Annotated in this window: 19 protein-coding genes; 14 read left to right on the top strand and 5 right to left on the bottom strand. The window is 65.0% G+C overall.

Going from position 1 to position 20,214, the window contains the following annotated elements; genetic code table 11:
- Window positions 1–11 precede the first annotated feature (11 nt).
- From ccoO to LRC39_RS00035, 13 genes are all read left to right on the top strand, one after another.
- The gene (gene ccoO / locus LRC39_RS00095) at window positions 12–746 is read left to right on the top strand and encodes a cytochrome-c oxidase, cbb3-type subunit II (RefSeq protein ID WP_164572950.1); all 735 of its coding nucleotides are present in this window, start codon (window positions 12–14) and stop codon (window positions 744–746) included.
- A 9-nt stretch (window positions 747–755) separates the two neighbouring features.
- Window positions 756–920 carry a cbb3-type cytochrome oxidase subunit 3 gene (locus LRC39_RS00090; protein WP_011155588.1) on the top strand — a complete coding sequence of 55 codons (165 nt, stop codon included), beginning with the start codon at window positions 756–758 and terminating at the stop codon, window positions 918–920.
- Between the two features lie 7 nt (window positions 921–927).
- Complete coding sequence (gene ccoP, locus LRC39_RS00085) at window positions 928–1,809, top strand: cytochrome-c oxidase, cbb3-type subunit III (protein WP_011155587.1); 882 nt, start codon at window positions 928–930, stop codon at window positions 1,807–1,809.
- Window positions 1,810–1,925: 116 nt separating this feature from the next.
- Window positions 1,926–3,383 carry a cytochrome c oxidase accessory protein CcoG gene (gene ccoG / locus LRC39_RS00080; protein WP_107353669.1) on the top strand — a complete coding sequence of 486 codons (1,458 nt, stop codon included), beginning with the start codon at window positions 1,926–1,928 and terminating at the stop codon, window positions 3,381–3,383.
- Between the two features lie 19 nt (window positions 3,384–3,402).
- Window positions 3,403–3,903 carry a FixH family protein gene (locus tag LRC39_RS00075; protein ID WP_107346359.1) on the top strand — a complete coding sequence of 167 codons (501 nt, stop codon included), beginning with the start codon at window positions 3,403–3,405 and terminating at the stop codon, window positions 3,901–3,903.
- 34 nt (window positions 3,904–3,937) lie between these two features.
- The gene (locus LRC39_RS00070) at window positions 3,938–6,136 is read left to right on the top strand and encodes a heavy metal translocating P-type ATPase (protein ID WP_346295955.1); all 2,199 of its coding nucleotides are present in this window, start codon (window positions 3,938–3,940) and stop codon (window positions 6,134–6,136) included.
- Window positions 6,127–6,312, top strand: coding sequence for a cbb3-type cytochrome oxidase assembly protein CcoS (ccoS, locus tag LRC39_RS00065; protein WP_107342292.1), 186 nt, complete (start codon window positions 6,127–6,129; stop codon window positions 6,310–6,312). Before LRC39_RS00070 ends, ccoS begins: the two co-directional genes overlap by 10 nt.
- Window position 6,313: 1 nt before the next feature.
- Window positions 6,314–6,562: a hypothetical protein gene (locus LRC39_RS00060; protein ID WP_346295954.1), complete on the top strand. Its 249-nt coding sequence runs from the start codon at window positions 6,314–6,316 to the stop codon at window positions 6,560–6,562.
- Window positions 6,563–6,700: 138 nt separating this feature from the next.
- Entirely contained in the window at window positions 6,701–6,910 is a 210-nt protein-coding gene (locus LRC39_RS00055; protein ID WP_346295953.1) for a hypothetical protein, read from the top strand.
- A gap of 139 nt (window positions 6,911–7,049) precedes the next feature.
- Window positions 7,050–7,559: an Lrp/AsnC family transcriptional regulator gene (locus LRC39_RS00050; protein WP_346295952.1), complete on the top strand. Its 510-nt coding sequence runs from the start codon at window positions 7,050–7,052 to the stop codon at window positions 7,557–7,559.
- A 392-nt stretch (window positions 7,560–7,951) separates the two neighbouring features.
- On the top strand, window positions 7,952–9,643 hold the full coding sequence (gene kaiC / locus LRC39_RS00045; protein WP_346295951.1) for a circadian clock protein KaiC: 1,692 nt from the start codon (window positions 7,952–7,954) through the stop codon (window positions 9,641–9,643).
- Window positions 9,644–9,652: 9 nt separating this feature from the next.
- The gene (locus LRC39_RS00040; protein ID WP_107353663.1) at window positions 9,653–9,937 is read left to right on the top strand and encodes a circadian clock KaiB family protein; all 285 of its coding nucleotides are present in this window, start codon (window positions 9,653–9,655) and stop codon (window positions 9,935–9,937) included.
- Window positions 9,937–11,385 (top strand): PAS domain-containing sensor histidine kinase, encoded by a 1,449-nt coding sequence (locus LRC39_RS00035; RefSeq protein WP_205523480.1) that lies wholly within the window; start codon window positions 9,937–9,939, stop codon window positions 11,383–11,385. The genes LRC39_RS00040 and LRC39_RS00035 overlap by 1 nt, the downstream gene beginning before the upstream one ends.
- A gap of 45 nt (window positions 11,386–11,430) precedes the next feature.
- Here the strand turns inward: LRC39_RS00035 and LRC39_RS00030 are convergent, their stop codons facing one another.
- Entirely contained in the window at window positions 11,431–11,910 is a 480-nt protein-coding gene (locus LRC39_RS00030; RefSeq protein ID WP_346295950.1) for an Lrp/AsnC family transcriptional regulator, read from the bottom strand.
- A 126-nt stretch (window positions 11,911–12,036) separates the two neighbouring features.
- Between LRC39_RS00030 and hppD the strand changes: the two genes are divergently transcribed.
- The gene (hppD, locus tag LRC39_RS00025) at window positions 12,037–13,155 is read left to right on the top strand and encodes a 4-hydroxyphenylpyruvate dioxygenase (protein ID WP_346295949.1); all 1,119 of its coding nucleotides are present in this window, start codon (window positions 12,037–12,039) and stop codon (window positions 13,153–13,155) included.
- Window positions 13,156–13,436: 281 nt separating this feature from the next.
- Here hppD and gyrB read toward each other — a convergent pair whose 3' ends face one another.
- The 4 genes from gyrB to dnaA form a co-directional block, all read right to left on the bottom strand.
- A complete protein-coding gene (gene gyrB / locus LRC39_RS00020) occupies window positions 13,437–15,878 on the bottom strand; it encodes a DNA topoisomerase (ATP-hydrolyzing) subunit B (RefSeq protein ID WP_264053742.1) in 2,442 nt (813 codons plus the stop codon).
- Between the two features lie 216 nt (window positions 15,879–16,094).
- A complete protein-coding gene (gene recF, locus LRC39_RS00015) occupies window positions 16,095–17,234 on the bottom strand; it encodes a DNA replication/repair protein RecF (RefSeq protein WP_346295948.1) in 1,140 nt (379 codons plus the stop codon).
- Between the two features lie 201 nt (window positions 17,235–17,435).
- A complete protein-coding gene (gene dnaN, locus LRC39_RS00010; protein WP_107342280.1) occupies window positions 17,436–18,554 on the bottom strand; it encodes a DNA polymerase III subunit beta in 1,119 nt (372 codons plus the stop codon).
- A gap of 241 nt (window positions 18,555–18,795) precedes the next feature.
- The gene (dnaA, locus tag LRC39_RS00005) at window positions 18,796–20,214 is read right to left on the bottom strand and encodes a chromosomal replication initiator protein DnaA (RefSeq protein WP_107342279.1); all 1,419 of its coding nucleotides are present in this window, start codon (window positions 20,212–20,214) and stop codon (window positions 18,796–18,798) included.

Genomic DNA, 20,214 nt, shown 5'->3' with positions numbered 1-20,214 from the left:
GAGAGCAAACAATGTCAATCTGGGCTCGGCACAAGATCTTCGAGACCAACTCGGTCGTCCTGATCGTCGGCATCCTGCTCGTGATCGCGATTGGTGGTCTCGTCGAAATCACTCCGCTGTTCTACCTCAAGAGCACCATCGAAAAGGTCGACGGGGTGCGTCCTTACACCCCGCTCGAACTGGCAGGCCGCAACATCTACATCCGCGAGGGCTGCTATCTGTGCCACTCGCAGATGATCCGTCCGCTGCGTGACGAGACCGAGCGTTACGGCCATTACTCGCTGGCCGCGGAGTCGATGTACGACCATCCGTTCCAGTGGGGTTCCAAGCGTACCGGTCCGGATCTCGCCCGGGTCGGCGGCAAGTACTCCGACGATTGGCACGTCGCGCATCTGAAGAATCCGCGTTCGATCGTGCCGCAGTCGGTGATGCCGAACTACGCGTTCCTCGCCAACAGCAAGGTCGATCTCGCCAGCCTGTCGGATCACCTCAAGACCAACCGCACCCTCGGCGTGCCTTACAGCGACGAGGACATCGCCAAGGCGGCGGCCGACGCCAAGGCGCAGGTCGATCCGGAAGGCGCCGACGCGGCCGATCTGCAGAAGCGCTACCCCAAGGCGGTGGTGCGCAACTTCGACGGCCAACCGGGTGACCCGACCGAGCTCGACGCGCTGGTCTCGTACCTGCAGATGCTCGGTACCCTGGTCGACTTCAAACTGTACGACGAAAAAGCGAACCTTCGCTGAGGCGGCGACATGAAAGCGATCATCTACTTCGACAACATCGCGTCCAGTCTCGTCACGACATGGTGGACGCCGCTGTTCATGGCCATCTTCGTCGCCATCGTGGTGTATGCGCTCTGGCCGAAAAACAAAGAGGCGTTCGACGAGGCCGCCCAGATGCCGCTTCGAGAGGACTGAGACGACCATGGCTGACCATGCACATCACGGCGAAATCGACAAAGTCACCGGCACGGCCACGACCGGCCATGAATGGGACGGCATCCAGGAACTGAACACGCCACTGCCGCGGTGGTGGATCTGGACCTTCTACGCCACCATCATCTGGTCGATCGGCTACTTCATCGTCTATCCGGCGTGGCCGCTGATGAACGGCTACACCCGCGGCCTGTTCGGTTACTCCTCGCGTGCCGAACTCGACGTCGATCTCGCCAAGCTCAACCAGGTTCGCGGCGAGAAGATGCAGGCGCTGGCGACCGCCTCGCTCGAAGAAATCGAGAAGAACCCGGCATTGCTCGCTCTGGCCCGCGCCAAGGGCAAGGTGGTGTTCGGCGACAACTGCGCCCCGTGCCACGGCTCGGGCGCTGCCGGCGGCAAGGGCTTCCCGAACCTCAACGACGACGATTGGCTGTGGGGCGGTTCCCTCGAGCAGATCGAAAAGACCATCAAGTACGGCGCGCGCTCCGGTAACGACGAAGGCCACATGGGCAACATGCTGGCGTTCGGCAAGGACGGCACGCTGACCAAGGACCAGATCGTTCAGGTCGCCAACTTCGTTCGTTCGCTGTCGGGCCAGTCGACCCGTCCGGGCGTCGATCTTGCGGCCGGCAAGCAGATCTTCGCGGAGAACTGCGTCGCGTGTCACGGTGAAGACGCCAAGGGCAATCCCGAACTTGGTGCGCCCAACCTGACGGATAAGATCTGGCTGTACGGTGGTGACGAAGCCACCATCATCGAGACGATCACCAACGGCCGCGGCGGCGTGATGCCGGCGTGGATCGGTCGCCTCGATCCCACCACCATCAAGGCGATGGCGGTGTACGTCCACTCGCTCGGCGGCGGCAAATAGCCGACGCTCGCGGGCGCGCAGAACCTTGTGTGTTGGGGGACACGCGAGGTTGTGATCTGCGCGCCCGGAATTGAGCTTGCGCTCGACGATAGAAGAAGTGGAAAAGAACCCTCGATATGAACAAGCCCCTGCGCGCGACGGACCTGCAGCCGGACGACGACGGACCGCTGTACACGGCCCAAAAGAAAATCTTCCCCCAAAGCGTATCCGGCCCGTTCCGGCGAACCAAATGGATCCTGATGGCGGTCTGCCTCGGGATCTATTACTTTTTGCCCTTCGTGCGATGGAACCGCGGTCTCGGCGCCCCCGATCAGGCGGTGCTGATCGACCTCGCCAATAACCGGTTCTACTTCTTCGCCATCGAGCTGTGGCCGCAGGAAATCTATTACTTCACCGGCCTGTTGATCGTCGCCGCTATCGTACTGTTCCTGATGAACGCGCTCGGCGGCCGGGTGTGGTGCGGCTATCTCTGCCCGCAGACGGTTTGGACCGATCTGTTCTACGCGGTCGAGCGGTTCGTCGAGGGCGATCGCCGCGAGCGGATGCGCAAGGCCGGCGAAGGCTTCAAGATGCAGCGCGCCGCGGAACTCGCGCTCAAGCACTCGATCTGGCTGATGATCGCGTGGTGGACCGGCGGCGCCTGGGTTCTGTACTTCGCCGACGCTCCGACCCTGATCAAGGAGCTGGTCACCTTCGACGCGCCGATGGTGGCGTATATCTGGATCGGCATCCTCACTTTCACCACCTACACGCTGGCCGGCTTCATGCGGGAGCAGGTCTGCGTCTATATGTGTCCGTGGCCGCGCATTCAGGCGGCGCTGACCGACGAGTGGGCGCTCAACGTCACCTATAAGTACGACCGCGGCGAGAAGCGTTCGTCGCTCAAAAAGGCGGCGCAGCTCCGCGCGATCGGCGAGCCGGTCGGCGATTGCGTCGACTGCAACCAGTGCGTCGCCGTGTGCCCGACCGGCATCGACATCCGCAACGGACCGCAGCTCGACTGTATCCAGTGCGGCCTGTGCATCGACGCCTGCGACAACGTGATGAAGAAGATCGGCCGCCCGACCCGGCTGATCGGCTATGACAACGACATCAACATCCATCGCCGGATGGAGGGCAAGCCGGAGGTCTTCAAGCCGGTCCGCGCCCGTACCGTGATCTACTCGCTGATCATCGTCGCGATCGGTGGTGCGATGGTGTACAAGCTGGCGAACCGCAGCCTGCTCGACGTCAACGTCCTGCACGACCGCAACCCGGTCGCGGTGCGGCTGTCCGACGGCTCGGTCCGCAACGGCTACACCATCCGCTTCCTCAACAAGCGCGGCTTCGACCGCGTGGTGGCGGTCGACGTCGAAGGTCCGCCGAATGCGATGATCCACATCGTCGGTGCGGACTCGATCACGCCGGCCCGGCCGATGATCATCCTCGGCCGCGACACCACCACCGAACTGCGGGTGCTGGTCGACTCCAACGCAAACGATGACGTGCCGCAGTCGGTGCCGGTGACCTTCCATGTCACCGATATCGGGCTGGGCGAGGTCGCTTCCACCAAGGACGTCTTTGTCACGCCCTGATCCGAACCGGAGCCTTATGATGAGCCGTTCGCAATCATCGCCGCGTCCTCTCACCGGCAAAGTCGTTCTCGCCGTCCTGGTGGCGTTCTTCGGCATCGTGTTCGGCGTCAACGGACTGATGATGACGCTGGCGATCAAGACGCTGCCGGGCACCGAGGTCGACAGCGCCTATGCCGCCAGCCTCGCTTACGAGCGTGAGATCGCAGCCGCGCGTGATCAGGATCAGCGCGGCTGGAAGGTCGAAGCCAAGGTCGAGCGCAAGCCCGATGGCGCCGCCGTGCTGCAGGTCGAGGCCCGTGACAAGGCCGGCCTGCCGCTGGCCGGTCTGAACTTCTTCGGCCGGCTGGAGCGGCCGTCCGACAAGCGCTACGACCGCGAGGTTGCGCTCGCGGAGGTCGGCAGCGGCGTGTACCGCGGCGACGCCAATGGCGTGCTGCCGGGCCGTTGGGATCTGGTTCTGGAAGGGGATCAGGGCGGCGTTCGCATGTTCCTCTCCAAGAACAAGCTGCTGTTGAACTAAGCGCCGATCCGGCAGGCGTGACGAGGATCGCCGAATGCTGCAGACGCGGGATTTCTCTCACTACGTCAAAGACGTCGACGGCCGGATCGCGCATCTCGACCTCGCGGTAGAGGGCGTTCACTGTGCCAGCTGCATGGCCAAGATCGAGCGCGGCCTGCAGTCGATCCCGGACGTGACGCTGGCCCGCGTCAATCTCACCGATCGCCGTCTTGCGGTGGAGTGGAATAAGGGCAGCACGCTGGAGCCCGGCCAGTTCATCGATCGCCTCGCCGAGCTCGGCTACAAGGCTTACCCCTACGAGCCGGTGCGGGCCGAAGTCGAAGAGGCCGAGCGCACCAAGTTCCTGCTGCGCTGCCTCGGCGTTGCCGTGTTCGCCACCATGAACGTGATGATGCTGTCGGTGCCGGTGTGGTACGGCGGCGATCTCAGTCCTGAGGCACGCGACTTCTTCCATTGGCTGTCGGCGCTGGTGGCGCTGCCCTGCGCCGCCTATGCGGGGCAGCCGTTCTTCCAGTCGGCATTCCGCGCGCTGAAGGCCAAAAGCGTCAACATGGACGTGCCGATCACGATCGGCATCACGCTGGCGCTCGGCATGTCGCTGGTCGAGACCATCAATCACGCCGAGCACGCTTACTTCGATGCCGCCGTGATGCTGATTGCGTTCCTGCTGGCGGGACGCTTCCTCGACCAGAAGATGCGGCAGAAGACCCGCGCGGTTGCCGGCAATCTCGCCGCCCTGAAGGCCGAGACCGCCACCAAATTCGTCGGCCCCGATGAGATCAGCGAAGTGCCGATCGCCGCCGTCCGCGCCGGTGACATCGTGCTGCTGCGGCCCGGCGAGCGCTGCGCTGTCGACGGCACGGTGATCGAAGGCCGTTCCGAGATCGACCAGAGCCTGATCACCGGCGAGACGCTGCATGTGCCGGCTGAGCGCGGCACCCAGGTTTATGCCGGCACGTTGAACATCTCCGGTACGCTCCGCGTTCGCGTCGCTGCGGCCGCAGAGGGCACGCTGCTGTCCGAGATCACCCGGCTGCTCGACCACGCGCTGCAGGCCCGCTCGCGTTATGTCCGGCTCGCGGACCGCGCCTCGCAGCTCTATGCGCCGGTGGTGCACGCCACCGCGCTGCTGACGATCATCGGCTGGGTGCTGGCCGGTGCGGGCTGGCACGATTCCATCGTAATCGGCATCGCGGTGCTGATCATCACCTGCCCCTGCGCGCTCGGCCTCGCTATTCCGGCGGTGCAGACCGTCGCATCCGGCGCGATGTTCCGGGCCGGCGTGCTGCTCAACGCCGGCGACGCGATCGAGCGCGCCGCATCGGTCGACACCATCGTGTTCGACAAGACCGGCACGCTGACGCTGCCCGAGCTGGATGTCGTCAACGCCGCTGGCATCCCGCCCGAGGTGTTCGAGCTTGCCGGCCGGCTAGCGCTGGCCAGCCATCATCCGGTCGCCGCTGCGGTGGCGCGGGCCGCGCATGCCAAGTCGCCGTTGCCGAACGTGGTCGAAGAGCCCGGACGCGGCGTCCGCACCATCTTTGACGGCGAAGAATTGAGGCTCGGCAGTCCGGCGTTCTGCGGCGCCGATGCCGAAGCCAATCAGATCCTCAGCGAGGACCCCGAAGTCTCCGTGGTGGCGTTCAGCCGCGGCGAACAGCGGGTGGTATTTGCGGTGCGCCAGTTGCTGCGTCCCGATGCCGCCAAGACGATCGACGCACTGATGAATCGCGGCATCGCGGTGGAGCTGCTGTCGGGCGACCGAGAACCGGCGGTGCGCCATGCAGCCGATGCGCTCGGCGTGTCCGCCTGGCGTGCCGGGGTGAAGCCGGCCGAGAAGATCGCCCATATCGAGGCGCTGAAAAAGCAGGGCCGCACCGTGATGATGGTCGGCGACGGCATGAACGACGCACCGTCGCTGGCCGCTGCGCACGTCTCGATGTCGCCGATCAGCGCCACCCATCTCAGCCAGGCCACCGCCGATCTGGTGTTCCTCGGCAAGGAGCTTGCGCCGGTGCTGGCCGCGGTCGATTATTCGCGCAAGGCGATGGCGGTGATGCGGGAGAACCTCGGTCTGGCCATCGGCTACAATGTGCTGGCGGTGCCGATCGCGATCGCAGGCTATGCCACACCGCTGATCGCGGCGCTGGCGATGTCGGGATCGTCGCTGCTGGTGATGCTGAATGCGATGCGGGCCCGCCGCGTTCGCCGGGGAGCCGCGGCATGGAAGTAATGGTGATCCTGGTCCCGCTGGCGCTCGGGCTCGGCCTGCTCGGACTGATTGCGTTTCTGTGGTCGCTGAAGAGCGGCCAGTACGAAGATCTCGACGGAGCCGCCTGGCGAGCGATCGCCGACGACGATCCGCCCTTGCCACCGCCGGCGACTGCGCCGGCAGAAAAGCGAGGCTGATATGGCGATGCTCACTTATGACGACCGGCCGCGGATCGCGGTCGCGTTCGACGCTCCGGCCAAGCCCGCTGCCCCACCGGTGATCGATCCGGCGCCCGTACCTGCCGCCACCGAAGCGCCGATCGAGCCGGACGAGGACGCTCAGGAGCGCTGGCTCCAGGCGCAGCCCTGGCCGCGCCGCTGGTTTGCCCGGTTCTACCGCGCGCTGCGCAAGCTGCAGCCGGCATTTCCGCCGATGTCCTGCTGCTGACCGGCCGGTTCCCTCCCGCTCAGCAGATCGACGTAAGATCAAAGCTTTAAGCGCGCTTCATCTGGGTGAAACAGAGCGCGGCTATCAGGCCGGCGTACCCGCTCCCCCGAGCGAGTCGACGACCAACGAAGTGCCGCCATGTCCCATGCCTTCATAATCGAAGTGAATTCGCGCGCCGCCGGTATCGTGGTTCGCGACGGTCGCAGTTTCCGTTTCCACGCCGCTAGCGACGACTTCTCCGGGCTCGAAGGGCAGGGCTTCCGCTCGCCCGGCGACGCGCAAAAAGCGGCGGTCCGTCATCTCGAAACCTCACCCAGCGGCCGCGGACCCAAGCTGAGGGTTGCTTAACCACCTCAACTTGCTGGCGTTTCGATCAAGGAGGCTCAGGTCACAGCTGGCTTCCTGGGCCGGAACCTAGTGCTTGCGAGAAATTTCTTTCCATATAAGATGCGTCATACCATCGAATTTGGAAGAAAGTTCTCCCGTCATGACCGACATCGACAGCGTCGTCGCCGAATCCAGCCGTCGGCTCGATGCGATTGACCGCAAAATTCTGACCGTGCTGCAGCAGGATGCCTCGCTGTCCGTGGCCGAGATCGGCGATCGGGTCGGGCTGTCGTCGACCCCGTGCTGGAAGCGTATCCAGCGGCTCGAGGCCGACGGGGTGATCATCAAGCGGGTCGCCCTGGTCGATCAGGACAAGATCGGCCTAGGCCTGTCGGTGTTCGTCTCGATCGAGAGCGGCGACCATTCCGACGCCTGGCTGAAGACCTTCGCCGACGCCATCAGCGCGATGCCCGAGGTGATCGAGTTCTACCGGATGGCCGGCGACGTCGACTACATGCTGCGCGTGGTCGTCGCCGACATGCGCGCCTACGATCAGTTCTACAAGAAGCTGATCGGCACCGTGCCGCTGAAGAACGTCACGTCACGCTTTGCGATGGAGAAGATCAAATCGGTGACGGCACTGCCGGTGCCGCCGATGCCGGTATCCTAACCGCCTGGGTCGTTGAGGCGGCTGTTGCTAATAGAGCCGCGTAAATTTGGATATCGACGAGCGGGGATCCAATCTGAGGCACTTCGGGCGACAGCCGAGGTGCCTCAGCCCCCTTCCAGCTCAAGCCGGGCTCCGAAGCCTATCGTGAGCTCGGCTGTGATGGGGTGATCTCGGTGCCGGGCTGATCGATCCTGATCGTGATCTGTTTCGAGACACCAACGCCGCGCACCAGCCACGACACCGTCAAGTTAGTTTGACAGTCAGGCAAGGTCAGCCGCCGCAACGCAGAAAGCCCCGTTTCGTTCCCGCGCCGGACACCAGGATTTTCGCAGGGCTTCCACTAGGCAGCGAGTTCCTGTTCTCCTACAAATCGCAAAACGGCCTGGGGTACGATGGCGGACGGCATATCCAAATCTCTGACGGGGATCGAAGGGTTCGACGATCTCACCCTTGGCGGCTTGCCCTCAGGGCGACCCAGTCTGGTGTGCGGCTCGGCCGGCTGCGGCAAGACGCTGTTTGCATCCACCTTCCTGATCAACGGCGCGCGCTTCTATGACGAGCCCGGCGTATTCGTCACCTTCGAAGAGCGTCCGGTCGACATCGTCGATAACGTCGCCTCGCTGGGCTTCGATCTGCAGGGACTGATCGAGCAGGAGCGGGTGCTGATCGAGCACATCGCGATCGATCCGACCGAGGTTGCCGAAGTCGGTGACTACGATCTCGAAGCGCTGTTCTTGCGGCTGGAGTTCGCGGTCGACCAGATCGGCGCCAAGCGGATCGTGCTCGACACCATCGAGAGCCTGTTCTCGGCGTTTCAGAATCCCGCCGTGCTGCGCGCCGAAATCCGGCGGCTGTTCGACTGGCTGAAGCAGAAGGGGCTGACCGCGGTCATCACCGGCGAGCGCGGCGATGGCACGCTGACCCGGCAGGGGCTGGAGGAGTACGTCTCCGACTGCGTCATCCTGCTCGATCACCGCGTCGACAATCAGATTTCGACCCGCCGGCTGCGCATCGTTAAATACCGCGGCACTGCGCACGGCACCAACGAATATCCGTTCCTGATCGATGAAGAAGGCTTCAGCGTTCTGCCGGTGTCGTCGCTCGGGCTGTCACATAAGGTGCACGAGGAGCGGATCTCGAGCGGCGTTCCCGACCTCGACGCGATGCTGTCCGGCGGCGGGTTCTATCGCGGCACCAGCGTGCTGATCACCGGCGTCGCCGGTTCGGGCAAGAGTTCGCTGGCCAGCATGATGGTCGACGCCGCCTGCCGGCGCGGCGAGAAGGCGTTGTATCTGTCGTTCGAGGAATCCGAGGCGCAGACCGTCCGCAACATGAAGTCGGTCGGCACCGATCTCGGCCGCTGGCTGAGCAGCGGCCAGCTTCGCTACATCGGGGCGCGGCCGACGTTCTACAGCCTGGAAATGCATCTGGCGGTGATGCTGCGCGAAGTCGCGCGTTTCAAGCCCGACCTCGTGGTGCTCGATCCGATCTCGGCGTTCACGGAAAGTGGGCAGATCGGCGAAGTGCAGTCCATGCTGCTGCGGATCGTCGACTATTTGAAATCCAACGGCATCACCGGCGCCTTCACGCATCTTGCGCACGGCGCTCAGACCGAAACCGATGCCGGGTTGTCGTCACTGATGGACGCCTGGATTCTGCTGCTCAATCGCGAAGCGCACGGCGAATTCAATCGCGAGCTCTATCTGCTCAAGGCACGCGGCATCGCGCACTCCAACCAGGTGCGCGAGTTCGTGATGTCGAACGACGGCATCCATCTGTTGCCGCCCTATCTCGGCGAAGGCGGCGCGCTGACCGGATCGGCACGCCGGGCCGAAGAAGCCAAGGCGCGCCGCGCCGAACGCGAGCGCCGCGTCGAGGTGGCGCGGGTGCAGGATCAGATCGAGCAGCGCCGCCGGCGTGCGCTCGCGCAGATCGAGGCGCTGAAGGCCGATCTGGCGGTCGACGAGGCCGAGCTGCAGCGGCTCACGCAAGATGAAGTCAGCTTCCGGGCGCAAAGCGAGCGCGATGTCAGCGAGATGGCGCGGAGCCGGGGCCTGATCGGCTCGCCCGACGACACCGAATAGGGGACGACGATGGCCGATCCGATCAAACTGGTGCTGTACGTCGCCGGCGAGACGCCGAAATCCCTCGCGGCGATCCGCAACCTCGAGAAGATCTGTGCCGAGCATCTGGCCGGCAAGTACAAGGTCGAGGTCATCGACTTGAAGAAGCAGCCGCAGCTCGCCCGCGAGCACGGCATCGTGGCGATCCCGACGCTGGTGAAGGAGTTGCCGGTGCCGATCCGCAAGATCATCGGAGACTTGTCCGACACGCCGAAAGTCCTGGTGCACCTGGCGGTGGAGGAGTCGTCCTCGTGATGTCGGCGGTCTCGGCGCTGAGCAGGGCGGAACTGGAAGCCCGGCTTGAAGAGGCCGAGGAGACGCTGCGGGCGATCCGCGACGGTGAAATCGATGCGGTCGTGGTCCGCGGCGCCGATGAAGAGCAGGTGTTCACGCTCGAAGGCGGCGGCCAGTCGTATCGCACCTTCATGGAAGCGATGGACGTCGGGGCCGCGGCGTTCGATCAGGACGGCCAGCTGCTCTACGCCAATCAGGCGCTGTGTGCGCTGCTCGACTGCGCCCATGGCTCGCTGACCGCATCGGCGCTGATCGGACTGCTCGATCAGGTGAACCAGGCGGCGTTCCGTCGCCTGTTGGCGCAAGCCCAGCGCGAGCGGCAATCCGCCGAAATCCACCTGCGGGTCGGCAGTGCCGAACGCAGCATGCTGCTCACCGGCACGCCGCTGGAGTTCGGCGTGGTCCGCGGCGCGGCGATCACCTTCACCGACATCAGCGAGCGCGAGCAGGCCGCCGCCGCCCGCGAGTCCGAGCGGCTGGCGCGCGCGATCCTGGCCTCGGCCAATGAGGCGGTGATCGTCTGCGACCGCGCCGGCCGCGTCACCCATCTCAACGGCGCCGCGATGCGGATCTGCGCCGAGGCGCCGGTCGGCAAGACCTTTGCCGAGGCGATCGCGCTGAGCTTTCCCGAAGCTTCCGAATTGATGAGCAGCGACGACATCGTCGTGATGGCGACCGCGGGCTTGCCGGTGCAGGGCCTGGAGGCGGCGGTGCGCATCCCCTCGGCCGCGATCACCGACGTGATGATCAGTGCGGCGCCGCTGGTGGTGTCGGGCGAGCGCACTCAAGGCTGCGTCGTGACGCTGGTCGACCTGTCGCAGCGCAAGGCCGCCGAGCGACACCAGGCGCTGCTGATGGGCGAGCTCGACCATCGGGTGAAGAACACGCTGACCATGGTGATGGCGATCTGCGCCCGCACCGCCGCGCACGAGCGCACCATCGAGGATTTCCAGAAATCCTTCACCGGCCGGATCCAGGCGCTGGCTGCCACCCACACGCTGCTGTCGAATGCCTCGTGGCAGAACCTGCAGATCCGCGATGTGCTCGCCGCCGAGCTGGCGCCGTTCGCCTCGCTGTCCAGCGGCCGTATCGTCACCGACGGTCTCGACATTGCCGTCGACGCCAAGACCGCTGTCTCGCTCGGTCTGGTGTTTCACGAACTCACCACCAACGCGGTGAAATACGGTGCCTTGTCGGTGCCGTCGGGGCGGATCTCGGTGCGCCGGGTCGGCGCCACCGACGAGGCGCTCACGATCGAATGGCAGGAGCACGACGGCCCGCCGGTCACGCCGCCGCAAAGCTCTGGCTTCGGTCAGACGCTGATCTCGCGCAGCCTCGGCAATGGCGGCGCCAAGCTGGAGTTTCCTCCCGCCGGCGTGGTGTGCCAGATCTCGATTCCGAGGAGCTGATCGACCACGGTCGAGCCCGCATCCGATCGCTGTTGTCCAAAAGAGTCAGCCGTCCGTGAGCCGTTTCAGCGGAAGCCGTGCGCTTTCCTTGAGGCGATCGAGCACAATTGACGAGCGCACATGCGCGACGCTCTGGTGCGGCATCAGCACGTTGTTGACGAGGTCGGAGAGGCCTTTCAGGTCGCGGAGCACGGCCTTGAGCACGTAGTCCGCATCGCCGGTGAGCGAATAGGCTTCCTGCACTTCATCGATCCGCCCGACCAACGATCGGAACTTCTCGGCATTGCCCGGCGAATGCGTCGCCAGCGTGATCTGGATGAAGGCGACCACGCCGAAGCCGAGCGCGTCGCCGGACAGTTCTGCCCGATAGCCGGTGATGATGTTGTCCTGCTCCAGCCGCATCCGCCGCCGCGAGCATTGCGACGGCGACAGCTGCACCCGGTCGGCTAGCTCCTGGTTGGTGAGGCGGCCATCGTCCTGCAGCGCGCTGAGGATCTTCAGGTCGAACGCATCGACAGCTATCATGCGCGAAAGCCCGGTTTGATGCACGAATCGTGCACAGGCTAGCGCGACCGGCTCGCATTTGCACGCCTCTTGCGGGCGGTCCCGACGATACTAGCGACCCAAAGAACCAATCTGGAGGAGCCGCCGATGGGACCATTTCCGCACGATGCGCAGCCGGCCACGATCAGCGCCGACAATCCGATGGGCACGGATGGCTTCGAATTCGTCGAATTCGCCCATCCGGATCCGGCGCAGCTTCATCGCCTGTTCAAGCTGATGGGTTTCAGCCTGGTTGCGAAGCATCGCACTAAGGCGATCTCGGTCTATCGCCAGGGCGACGTCAACTATCTGGTCAATGAGCAGCCCGGCACTCACGGCACCGACTTCGTCACCGCGCACGGCCCTTGCGCACCGTCGATGGCGTTCCGGGTGGTCGATGCCAAGCAGGCCTATGAGCGGGCGATCGCACTCGGCGCTGAACCGGCCGGCGTCACGGCCGCGCAGGCCACGCTGGACGTCCCGGCCATCAAAGGTATCGGCGGAAGTCTGCTGTATTTCGTCGATCGCTACGGCGCCAAGGGCTCGGCTTATGACGCCGAGTTCGACTGGGTCGGCGCCCGTGATGCCCGGCCCATAGGGGCCGGCCTCTATTACATCGATCACCTGACCCACAACGTCCATCGCGGCCGCATGGACGTATGGACGGAGTTCTACGCCAGGCTGTTCAACTTCCGGCAGATCCGCTTCTTCGACATCGAGGGCCGCGCGTCCGGCCTGTTCTCTCGCGCGCTGACCAGTCCGGACGGCAAGATCCGGATTCCGATCAACGAGGATGCCGGCGACTCCGGCCAGATCGAAGAATATCTCAACCTGTATCGCGGCGAGGGTATTCAGCACATCGCCTGCGGCTGCCGCGACATCTACAGCACCGTCGAAGGCCTGCGCGCCGCCGGCCTGCCGTTCATGCCGTCGCCGCCCGAGACGTATTTCGAGCGCGTCGATGCACGGCTGCCAAAGCATGGTGAGGATGTTGCCCGGCTGCAGCGGAACGGCATCCTGATCGACGGCGAAGGCGTTGTGGACGGCGGTCAGACCAAGGTGCTGCTGCAGATCTTCTCGGCCAATGCGATCGGCCCGATCTTCTTCGAATTCATCCAGCGCAAGGGCGACGACGGCTTCGGCGAAGGCAACTTCAAGGCGCTGTTCGAGTCGATCGAAGAAGACCAGATCCGCAGAGGCGTGCTGAAGACGGGGGAGGCGGCTTAGGCGTGGGACTCGGCGTTGCCGGGCTCCCCAAAGCTTAGCTCAGTAAGCGCACTCGACTCACAGCATCTTTGTAGGTCACTTAGTTCGCCACGAATGCCGTGATGGCCGGGCTTGTCCCGGCCATCTATGCCTTTCGCGCATGCACGTCGGTAAGGCGTGGATGCCCGGCACAAGGCCGGGCATGACGCGTGGAGACGGACGCGCTGGATTTCGTAGGGCGCGTGTCGGGTATTAGGGCAAAGGCGCAGTGTCTCGGAGATCGCTGCGATCGACGACTTAAGTTACACGTCCACGGTTGCGTGCAGCGAGTTCTCCTGGATGAACTCGCGGCGCGGCTCGACGACGTCGCCCATCAGCTTGGTGAAGATGTCGTCGGCTTCGTCGACTTCGCGCACCTTCACCTGCAGTAGCGAGCGGGCGTTGGTATCGAGCGTGGTCTCCCACAGCTGTTCCGGGTTCATCTCGCCGAGGCCTTTGTAGCGCTGCAGCGTCACGCCCTTGCGGCCGGCGTCGGTCACCGCCTCGAACAGGCTGACCGGACCGTGGATCGCGGTTTCGGCGTCCTTGCGACGCAGCAGGCCGGGCCGCGGATACACTTCCTGCAGGATGGCGGCGTATTCGTCGAGCTTGCGCGCATCGGCCGAGCCGAGCAGCGCATCGTCGATGGTCGCGACTTCCTTGACGCCGCGCACCGTGCGTTCGAACGCAAAGCCTTCGCCTTCGATGAAGCGGCCGACCCAGCCGCGTTCGACCTCGTCGGCCAGCGCATCGAGCCGCCGCGCGATATAGGCGGCAGCTTCATTGGCGGTGGCGATATCGGTGGTGATCCGCGGGCTGAGCACGCCGGCGATCGCCGCCTGCTCCACCACGCTGCGGTTATAGCGGCTGTGCAGATTGTGCAGCGTGCTGCGGATCACGCGCGCATCCTCGACCAGCTTCAACAGGTCGCGGCGGCCGCGCTCTTCGCCGGTCGCCAGCTTGAACACGCAATCGTCGAGGCCGGTGGCGATCAGATAGTCTTCGAGCGCGCGTTCGTCCTTGAGATACTGCTCGGACTTGCCGCGCGTCACTTTGTAGAGCGGCGGCTGCGCGATGTAGAGATAGCCGCCCTCGATCAGCGCCGGCATCTGCCGGAAAAAGAACGTCAGTAGCAGCGTGCGGATGTGCGCGCCGTCGACGTCGGCGTCGGTCATCAGGATAATCTTGTGGTAGCGGAGCTTCGACAGGTCGAAGTCTTCGCGGCCGATGCCGGTGCCGAGCGCGGTGATCAGCGTGCCGATCTGCTCGGAACTCAGCATCTTGTCGAAGCGCGCGCGCTCGACGTTGAGGATCTTGCCGCGCAGCGGCAGCACGGCCTGGAATTCGCGGTTGCGGCCCTGCTTGGCGGAGCCGCCTGCCGAGTCACCCTCGACGATGAACAGTTCGGATTTGGCCGGATCGCGCTCCTGGCAGTCGGCGAGCTTGCCGGGCAGCGAGGCGATGTCGAGCGCGCCCTTGCGCCGGGTCAGTTCCCGCGCCTTGCGGGCCGCTTCGCGCGCCGCGGCGGCTTCGACCACCTTGCCGATCACGATCTTGGCTTCGGACGGATGTTCTTCCAGCCAGGCCGCGAGCGCTTCGTTGATGACGTTTTCGACCACCGGACGCACTTCCGAGGACACCAGCTTGTCCTTGGTCTGCGACGAGAACTTCGGGTCGGGCACCTTCACCGACAGCACGGCGGTGAGGCCTTCGCGGCAGTCGTCGCCGGTCAGCGCGACTTTCTCTTTCTTGGAGCCGGCTTCGGCATAGCCGGTGATCTGCCGCGTCAGCGCGGCGCGGAAGCCGGCCAGATGGGTGCCGCCGTCGCGCTGTGGGATGTTGTTGGTGAAGCACAGCACGTTCTCATGATACGTGTCGTTCCACCACAGCGCGGCTTCGACCGCGATGCCGTTCAGTTCGGCGCCGATCACCACCGGGGTCGGCACGATCGGCTTCTTGTTGCGATCGAGATATTTGACGAATTCGGTGACGCCGCCCTCGTAGCGCATCTCTTCGCGCTTCTCGACCGCGTGGCGCATGTCGGACAGCACGATGTAGACGCCGGAATTGAGGAACGCGAGTTCGCGCAGCCGGTGCTCCAGCGTGGCAAAGTTATATTCGATGTGCGTGAACGTTTCGGCCGAGGCGTAGAACGTCACTTCGGTGCCGCGCTTGCCATTGGCGTCACCGACGACTTTCAAAGGTGCCACCGCGTCGCCGTGGGCGAATTCGATGTAGTGCTCCTTGTCGTTGCGCCACACCCGCAGCATCAGCTTGCTCGACAGCGCGTTGACGACCGAGACGCCGACGCCGTGCAGACCGCCCGACACCTTGTAGGAGTTCTGGTCGAATTTTCCGCCGGCGTGCAGTTGGGTCATGATGACCTCGGCTGCCGACACGCCTTCGCCCTTGTGAATGTCGACCGGGATGCCGCGGCCGTCGTCGCGCACCGTCACCGAGCCGTCGGCGTTGAGGATCACCTCGACGCGGCTGGCATGGCCGGCGAGGGCTTCGTCGATCGCGTTGTCGACGACTTCGTACACCATGTGGTGCAGACCGGAGCCGTCGTCGGTGTCGCCGATATACATGCCCGGCCGCTTGCGAACGGCATCGAGGCCCTTCAGCACCCGGATCGATTCCGCGCCATATTCGGCCGGCGCGGGATGCACGGATTCGGCAGAGGGCTGCCGGGCAGGTTCAGTCATGCAGGGACCTTCAGGATTGCGATCGAATCGGCGTGCGCCATTCGTTGCGAAGCGCTCTTTTGTGCCATGAAAGGTGGGTCGTCACCAGCGCAAAGTCGCGCCGTTCAACCCGTTGAAGAGATAGAGATTTTAGCCGCGTTCGCAAGCCTCGCGAAGGCCGATTCGACGGCCGCTGCAAACCGCGGCCAAGCTGCCGATTTTGCGCGTCTCAGCGCCTCATCCGCGCGGCCTGATTCGCCCGTTGTCGACGTCGAAAATGCCTGCTGCCGGACCGATCTCGGCAAACGCCAAAGGATCGGCGCCAGTCATCCAAACCTGTGCGCCGAGCTTGCCGAGTTCGGTGAACAGCGCTGCGCGGCGACCGGGGTCGAGGTGCGCCACCACTTCATCGAGCAGCAGCAGCGGCGTGATCGAAGTGGTTTCGGCGACGAGCTGCGCGTGCGCCAGCACCAGGCCGATCAGCAGCGCTTTCTGCTCGCCGGTGGAGGCGTCGCGCGCCGGCATCGTCTTGGGCGCGTAGATCACTTCGAGATCGGTAAGGTGCGGGCCGTCGAGCGTGCGGCCGGCGGCGGCGTCGCGGCCACGGCTGTCGCGCAGGATGGCGCGGTAGCGGTCTTCCACCGCGGTCGCCGGCTCGGACGTCAGCGCGTTCTCCATCCAGCCGTCGAGCATGATCTTGGCGGACGGAAATGCCGAGGTGGCGCCGCGAGCGTCGAGCATCGCGGCGAGTTTGAGCGCGGTCTGGCCGCGCTGGGCTGCCACCGCGATCGCAAGCTCCGCGGTTTCGCGCTCGATGGCGTCGAGCCAGTGCGAGTCGGCGTTGCGGATGTCTTCGAGAAGCCGGTTGCGCGACCGCAGGCTGCGATCGAGCGCCGAAACCCGGGCCGAGTGACCACTGTCGATCGCAAGCACCAGGCGGTCGAAGAATCGCCGGCGTTCCGAGGCCGCGCCCATGAACAGCCCGTCCATCGACGGGGTCAGCCACACCATCCGCAGATGATCGCCGAACGCGGCCGCCGACCCGACCGGCTCGCGGTCGATCCGGCAGCGCCGCGTCGTGGTGGTGTCGCCGCGTGGCGGCTCGATCCCGGTGCCGAGCGTCGCCAGCCCGAGCGCGCCTTCGACCTCGGCCGACACCGCCCACGAGCCGTCGCCCTCATGATCGGCGACGTCTTCCAGCGTCGCGCGCCGCAAGCCCCGGCCCGGCGACAGAAACGAGATCGCCTCCAAACAGTTGGTCTTGCCGGCGCCGTTCGGCCCGACCAGCACCACCTGCTCGGCCGTCGTGGTCAGCGACGCCCCGCGATAGTTCCGAAAATGCGTCAGCGTCAGGCGTGTGATGCGGGCGGCGGTCATGATGCGAGTGTCATTGCCGGGTTTCACCCGGCAATCCAGCGTCCGCGCCAGCGGACAAAATTATCGTCGAGATCCTGCGACGTCTTCGCTGGCCGCAACGCTTGGGTCACACGAAGAAGATGGATTGCCGGGTCAAGCCCGGCAATGACGAAATTCGGCTCCAACCGTGCGATGACGATGGTGCTATTGAAGCGGCTCGTATTACACCCGCATCGGCATCAGGACGTACAGCGCATTCTTGGAATCGCGGTCCTGGATCAGGGTCGGCGAGCCGGGATCGGCGAGCTTGAGCACGGCGACTTCGCCTTCGATCTGCGCGGCGATGTCGAGCAGATAGCGCGAGTTGAAGCCGATATCGAGCGGATCGGACGCGTATTCGACTTCGAGTTCTTCGGTCGCGCTGCCGGAATCCGGATTGGTCACTGACAGCACCAGCTTGCCGGCGGACAGCGCCAGCTTCACGGCGCGGCCGCGTTCGGAAGAGATCGTCGAGACGCGGTCGACCGCGGCTTCGAAGTCCTTCTTGTCGACCAGCAGTTCCTTGTCGTTGTTCTGCGGGATCACCCGGCCGTAGTCCGGGAAGGTGCCGTCGATCAGCTTGGAGGTCAGCACGACGTTGCCAAGCGTGAAGCGGATTTTGCCGGTCGACAGTTCGATGCCGATCTCGGCTTCGGTGTCTTCGATCAGCCGCTGCACTTCGCCCACGGTCTTGCGCGGCACGATCACGCCCGGCATGCCGTCGGCGCCGCTCGGCAGCGTCAGGTCGAGCTGCGCCAGCCGGTGGCCGTCGGTCGCAACCGCGCGCAGGCTCGAAGCCTTGGGGCTGCCGGCGGTGTGCAGATAGATACCGTTGAGATAGTAGCGGGTCTCTTCGGTCGAGATCGCGAACTGAGTGCGATCGATCAGCCGCTTGACGTCGGAGGCCGGCAACCGGAAGGCGTGGCTCATCTCGCCGGCGGCAAGATCCGGGAAGTCGCTCTCCGGCAGCGTCTGAAGCGTGAACCGCGAGCGGCCGGCGCGGATCGCCAGCACCGAACGGTCGCCGTCGCTCTCGAGCACGATCTGCGAGCCGTCCGGCAGCTTGCGGACGATGTCGTAAAACATGTGCGCCGGCACGGTCGTCGAACCCGCGGTCGCGGTTTCGGCCGGCAGCGTCTCGGTGACCTCGAGGTCGAGGTCGGTCGCCTTCAGCGCGAGCTGCGCGTTTTCGGCGCGCACCAGCACGTTGCCGAGGATCGGGATGGTGTTGCGGCGCTCGACCACGCGATGCACGTGGCTCAACGACTTCAACAGTTGCGCGCGTTCGACCGTGACCTTCATTGCAAAACCCGCCTGCTCCGCGCCCACATCGTGTGATGAAGCTGCCGGATATGATGGAGGTGCCCGGCAGCCGTTGCGGCGCCAAGGCCATTGGCACCCGCTGAGGTCGCCCGGACCCCGCGGGGGGTCCGCAGGGTGGCGTGGTTGAGCGATCGACGCAAGAGCACGCGACCGCCGCCGGCGCAAATTTCCCCGAGATTCGGCCCGAGAATGAAGGCCGGCTGCAGCGAGCGCGAGCGCCTTACTCCTGAAGCTGGCGCTTTAGGGATTCGACCTCGTCCGACAGCGTGGTGTCCTTGGACACCAGCCCTTCGATCTTGCGCACGGCATGCAGCACCGTGGTGTGGTCGCGTCCGCCAAAGCGGCGGCCGATCTCCGGCAGCGAGCGCAGCGTCAGCGTCTTGGCCAGATACATCGCGACCTGACGCGGCCGCACCACATTGGCGGTCCGGCGCGACGACAACAGATCGGAGCGACTGACATTGTACTGCCGCGCGACGATGCGCTGAATGTCTTCGATCTTGATGCGCTTGGGCTCGGACGGGCGGATCAGGTCGCGCACTTCGTGCTCGGCCATCTCCAGCGTCACCGGCTGATTGTTCAGTTTGGAGTGCGCCAGCAGGCGATTGATCGCGCCTTCGAGATCGCGGCCGTTATGCGTGATGGTGCGGGCGAGATATTCGAGCACCGGCTGCGGCACGTCGAAGCTGACGTGATGGGTGCGGGCCGCGACCACGCGCGAGCGCAGGATGCCGAGGCGCAGATCTTCGCCGAGCGGGGCCATTTCGACGACGAGACCACCGGCGAGCCGCGAGCGCACGCGCTCGTCGAGGCTTTCCAGATCGGCCGGCGGCCGGTCGGCGGCCACCACCACCTGGCGGCCGGCATCGATCAGCGCGTTCAGCGTGTGGCAGAACTCGGCCTGAGTGGTCTTGCCCTGCAGGAACTGAAGATCGTCGATCACCAGCACGTCGATGCCGCGCAGCGCTTCCTTGAAGGCGAGCGAGGTCTGCGTCTTCAGCGCCGCGACGAAGCCGTACATGAACTTCTCGGCGGTGAGATACAGCACCTTGCGTTCGGTGCCGGCATTGCCGGCCCAGGTCACGGCCTGCAGCAGATGGGTTTTGCCGAGACCGACGCCGGAGTGAATGTAGAGCGGATTGAACATCACGGGGTCGCCGCGGCGACCTTCGGCCACCTGCTTGGCGGCGGCGTGCGCCAGCGTATTGGAGCGGCCGACCACGAAGCTCGCAAAGGTCAGGCGCGGATCGAGCGGCGAGCCGCCGAGCGCATCGTGATTGGCCGAGACCGGCGTTGCGCCGTTGCTGCGTTCAGCCGACGGACGCTGCTCATCGCGGCGGCTCTCCACCGGCGCCGGCGCTTCCTTGGCGGGCGCTGCACAGCGCACCGGCGAACGTACGGTGAGATCGACGCGATTGACCTCCGGCAGTTCGGCCTGCCAGCACGACAGCACCTTGTCGGAGTAGTGCGTCTGAATCCAGCTCTTCAGGAACCGGGTCGGCACCGACAGGTGCACGCTCTCGTCCTGGACGCTTTCGAGGTCCATCCGCGCGAACCAGCTCGAATAAACGTCCTCGCCGACGCTCGAGCGCAAACGGCCCTTCACGCGTGACCAGCGATCCTGTTCCATGTTCGACAT

This window comes from Rhodopseudomonas sp. P1, from assembly GCF_039642825.1.
GTDB classification, from domain to species: Bacteria; Pseudomonadota; Alphaproteobacteria; order Rhizobiales; family Xanthobacteraceae; genus Rhodopseudomonas; species Rhodopseudomonas palustris_H.
Note: the sequence above shows the minus strand (reverse complement) of the source record. Positions and strands in the feature narration are given on the sequence as shown.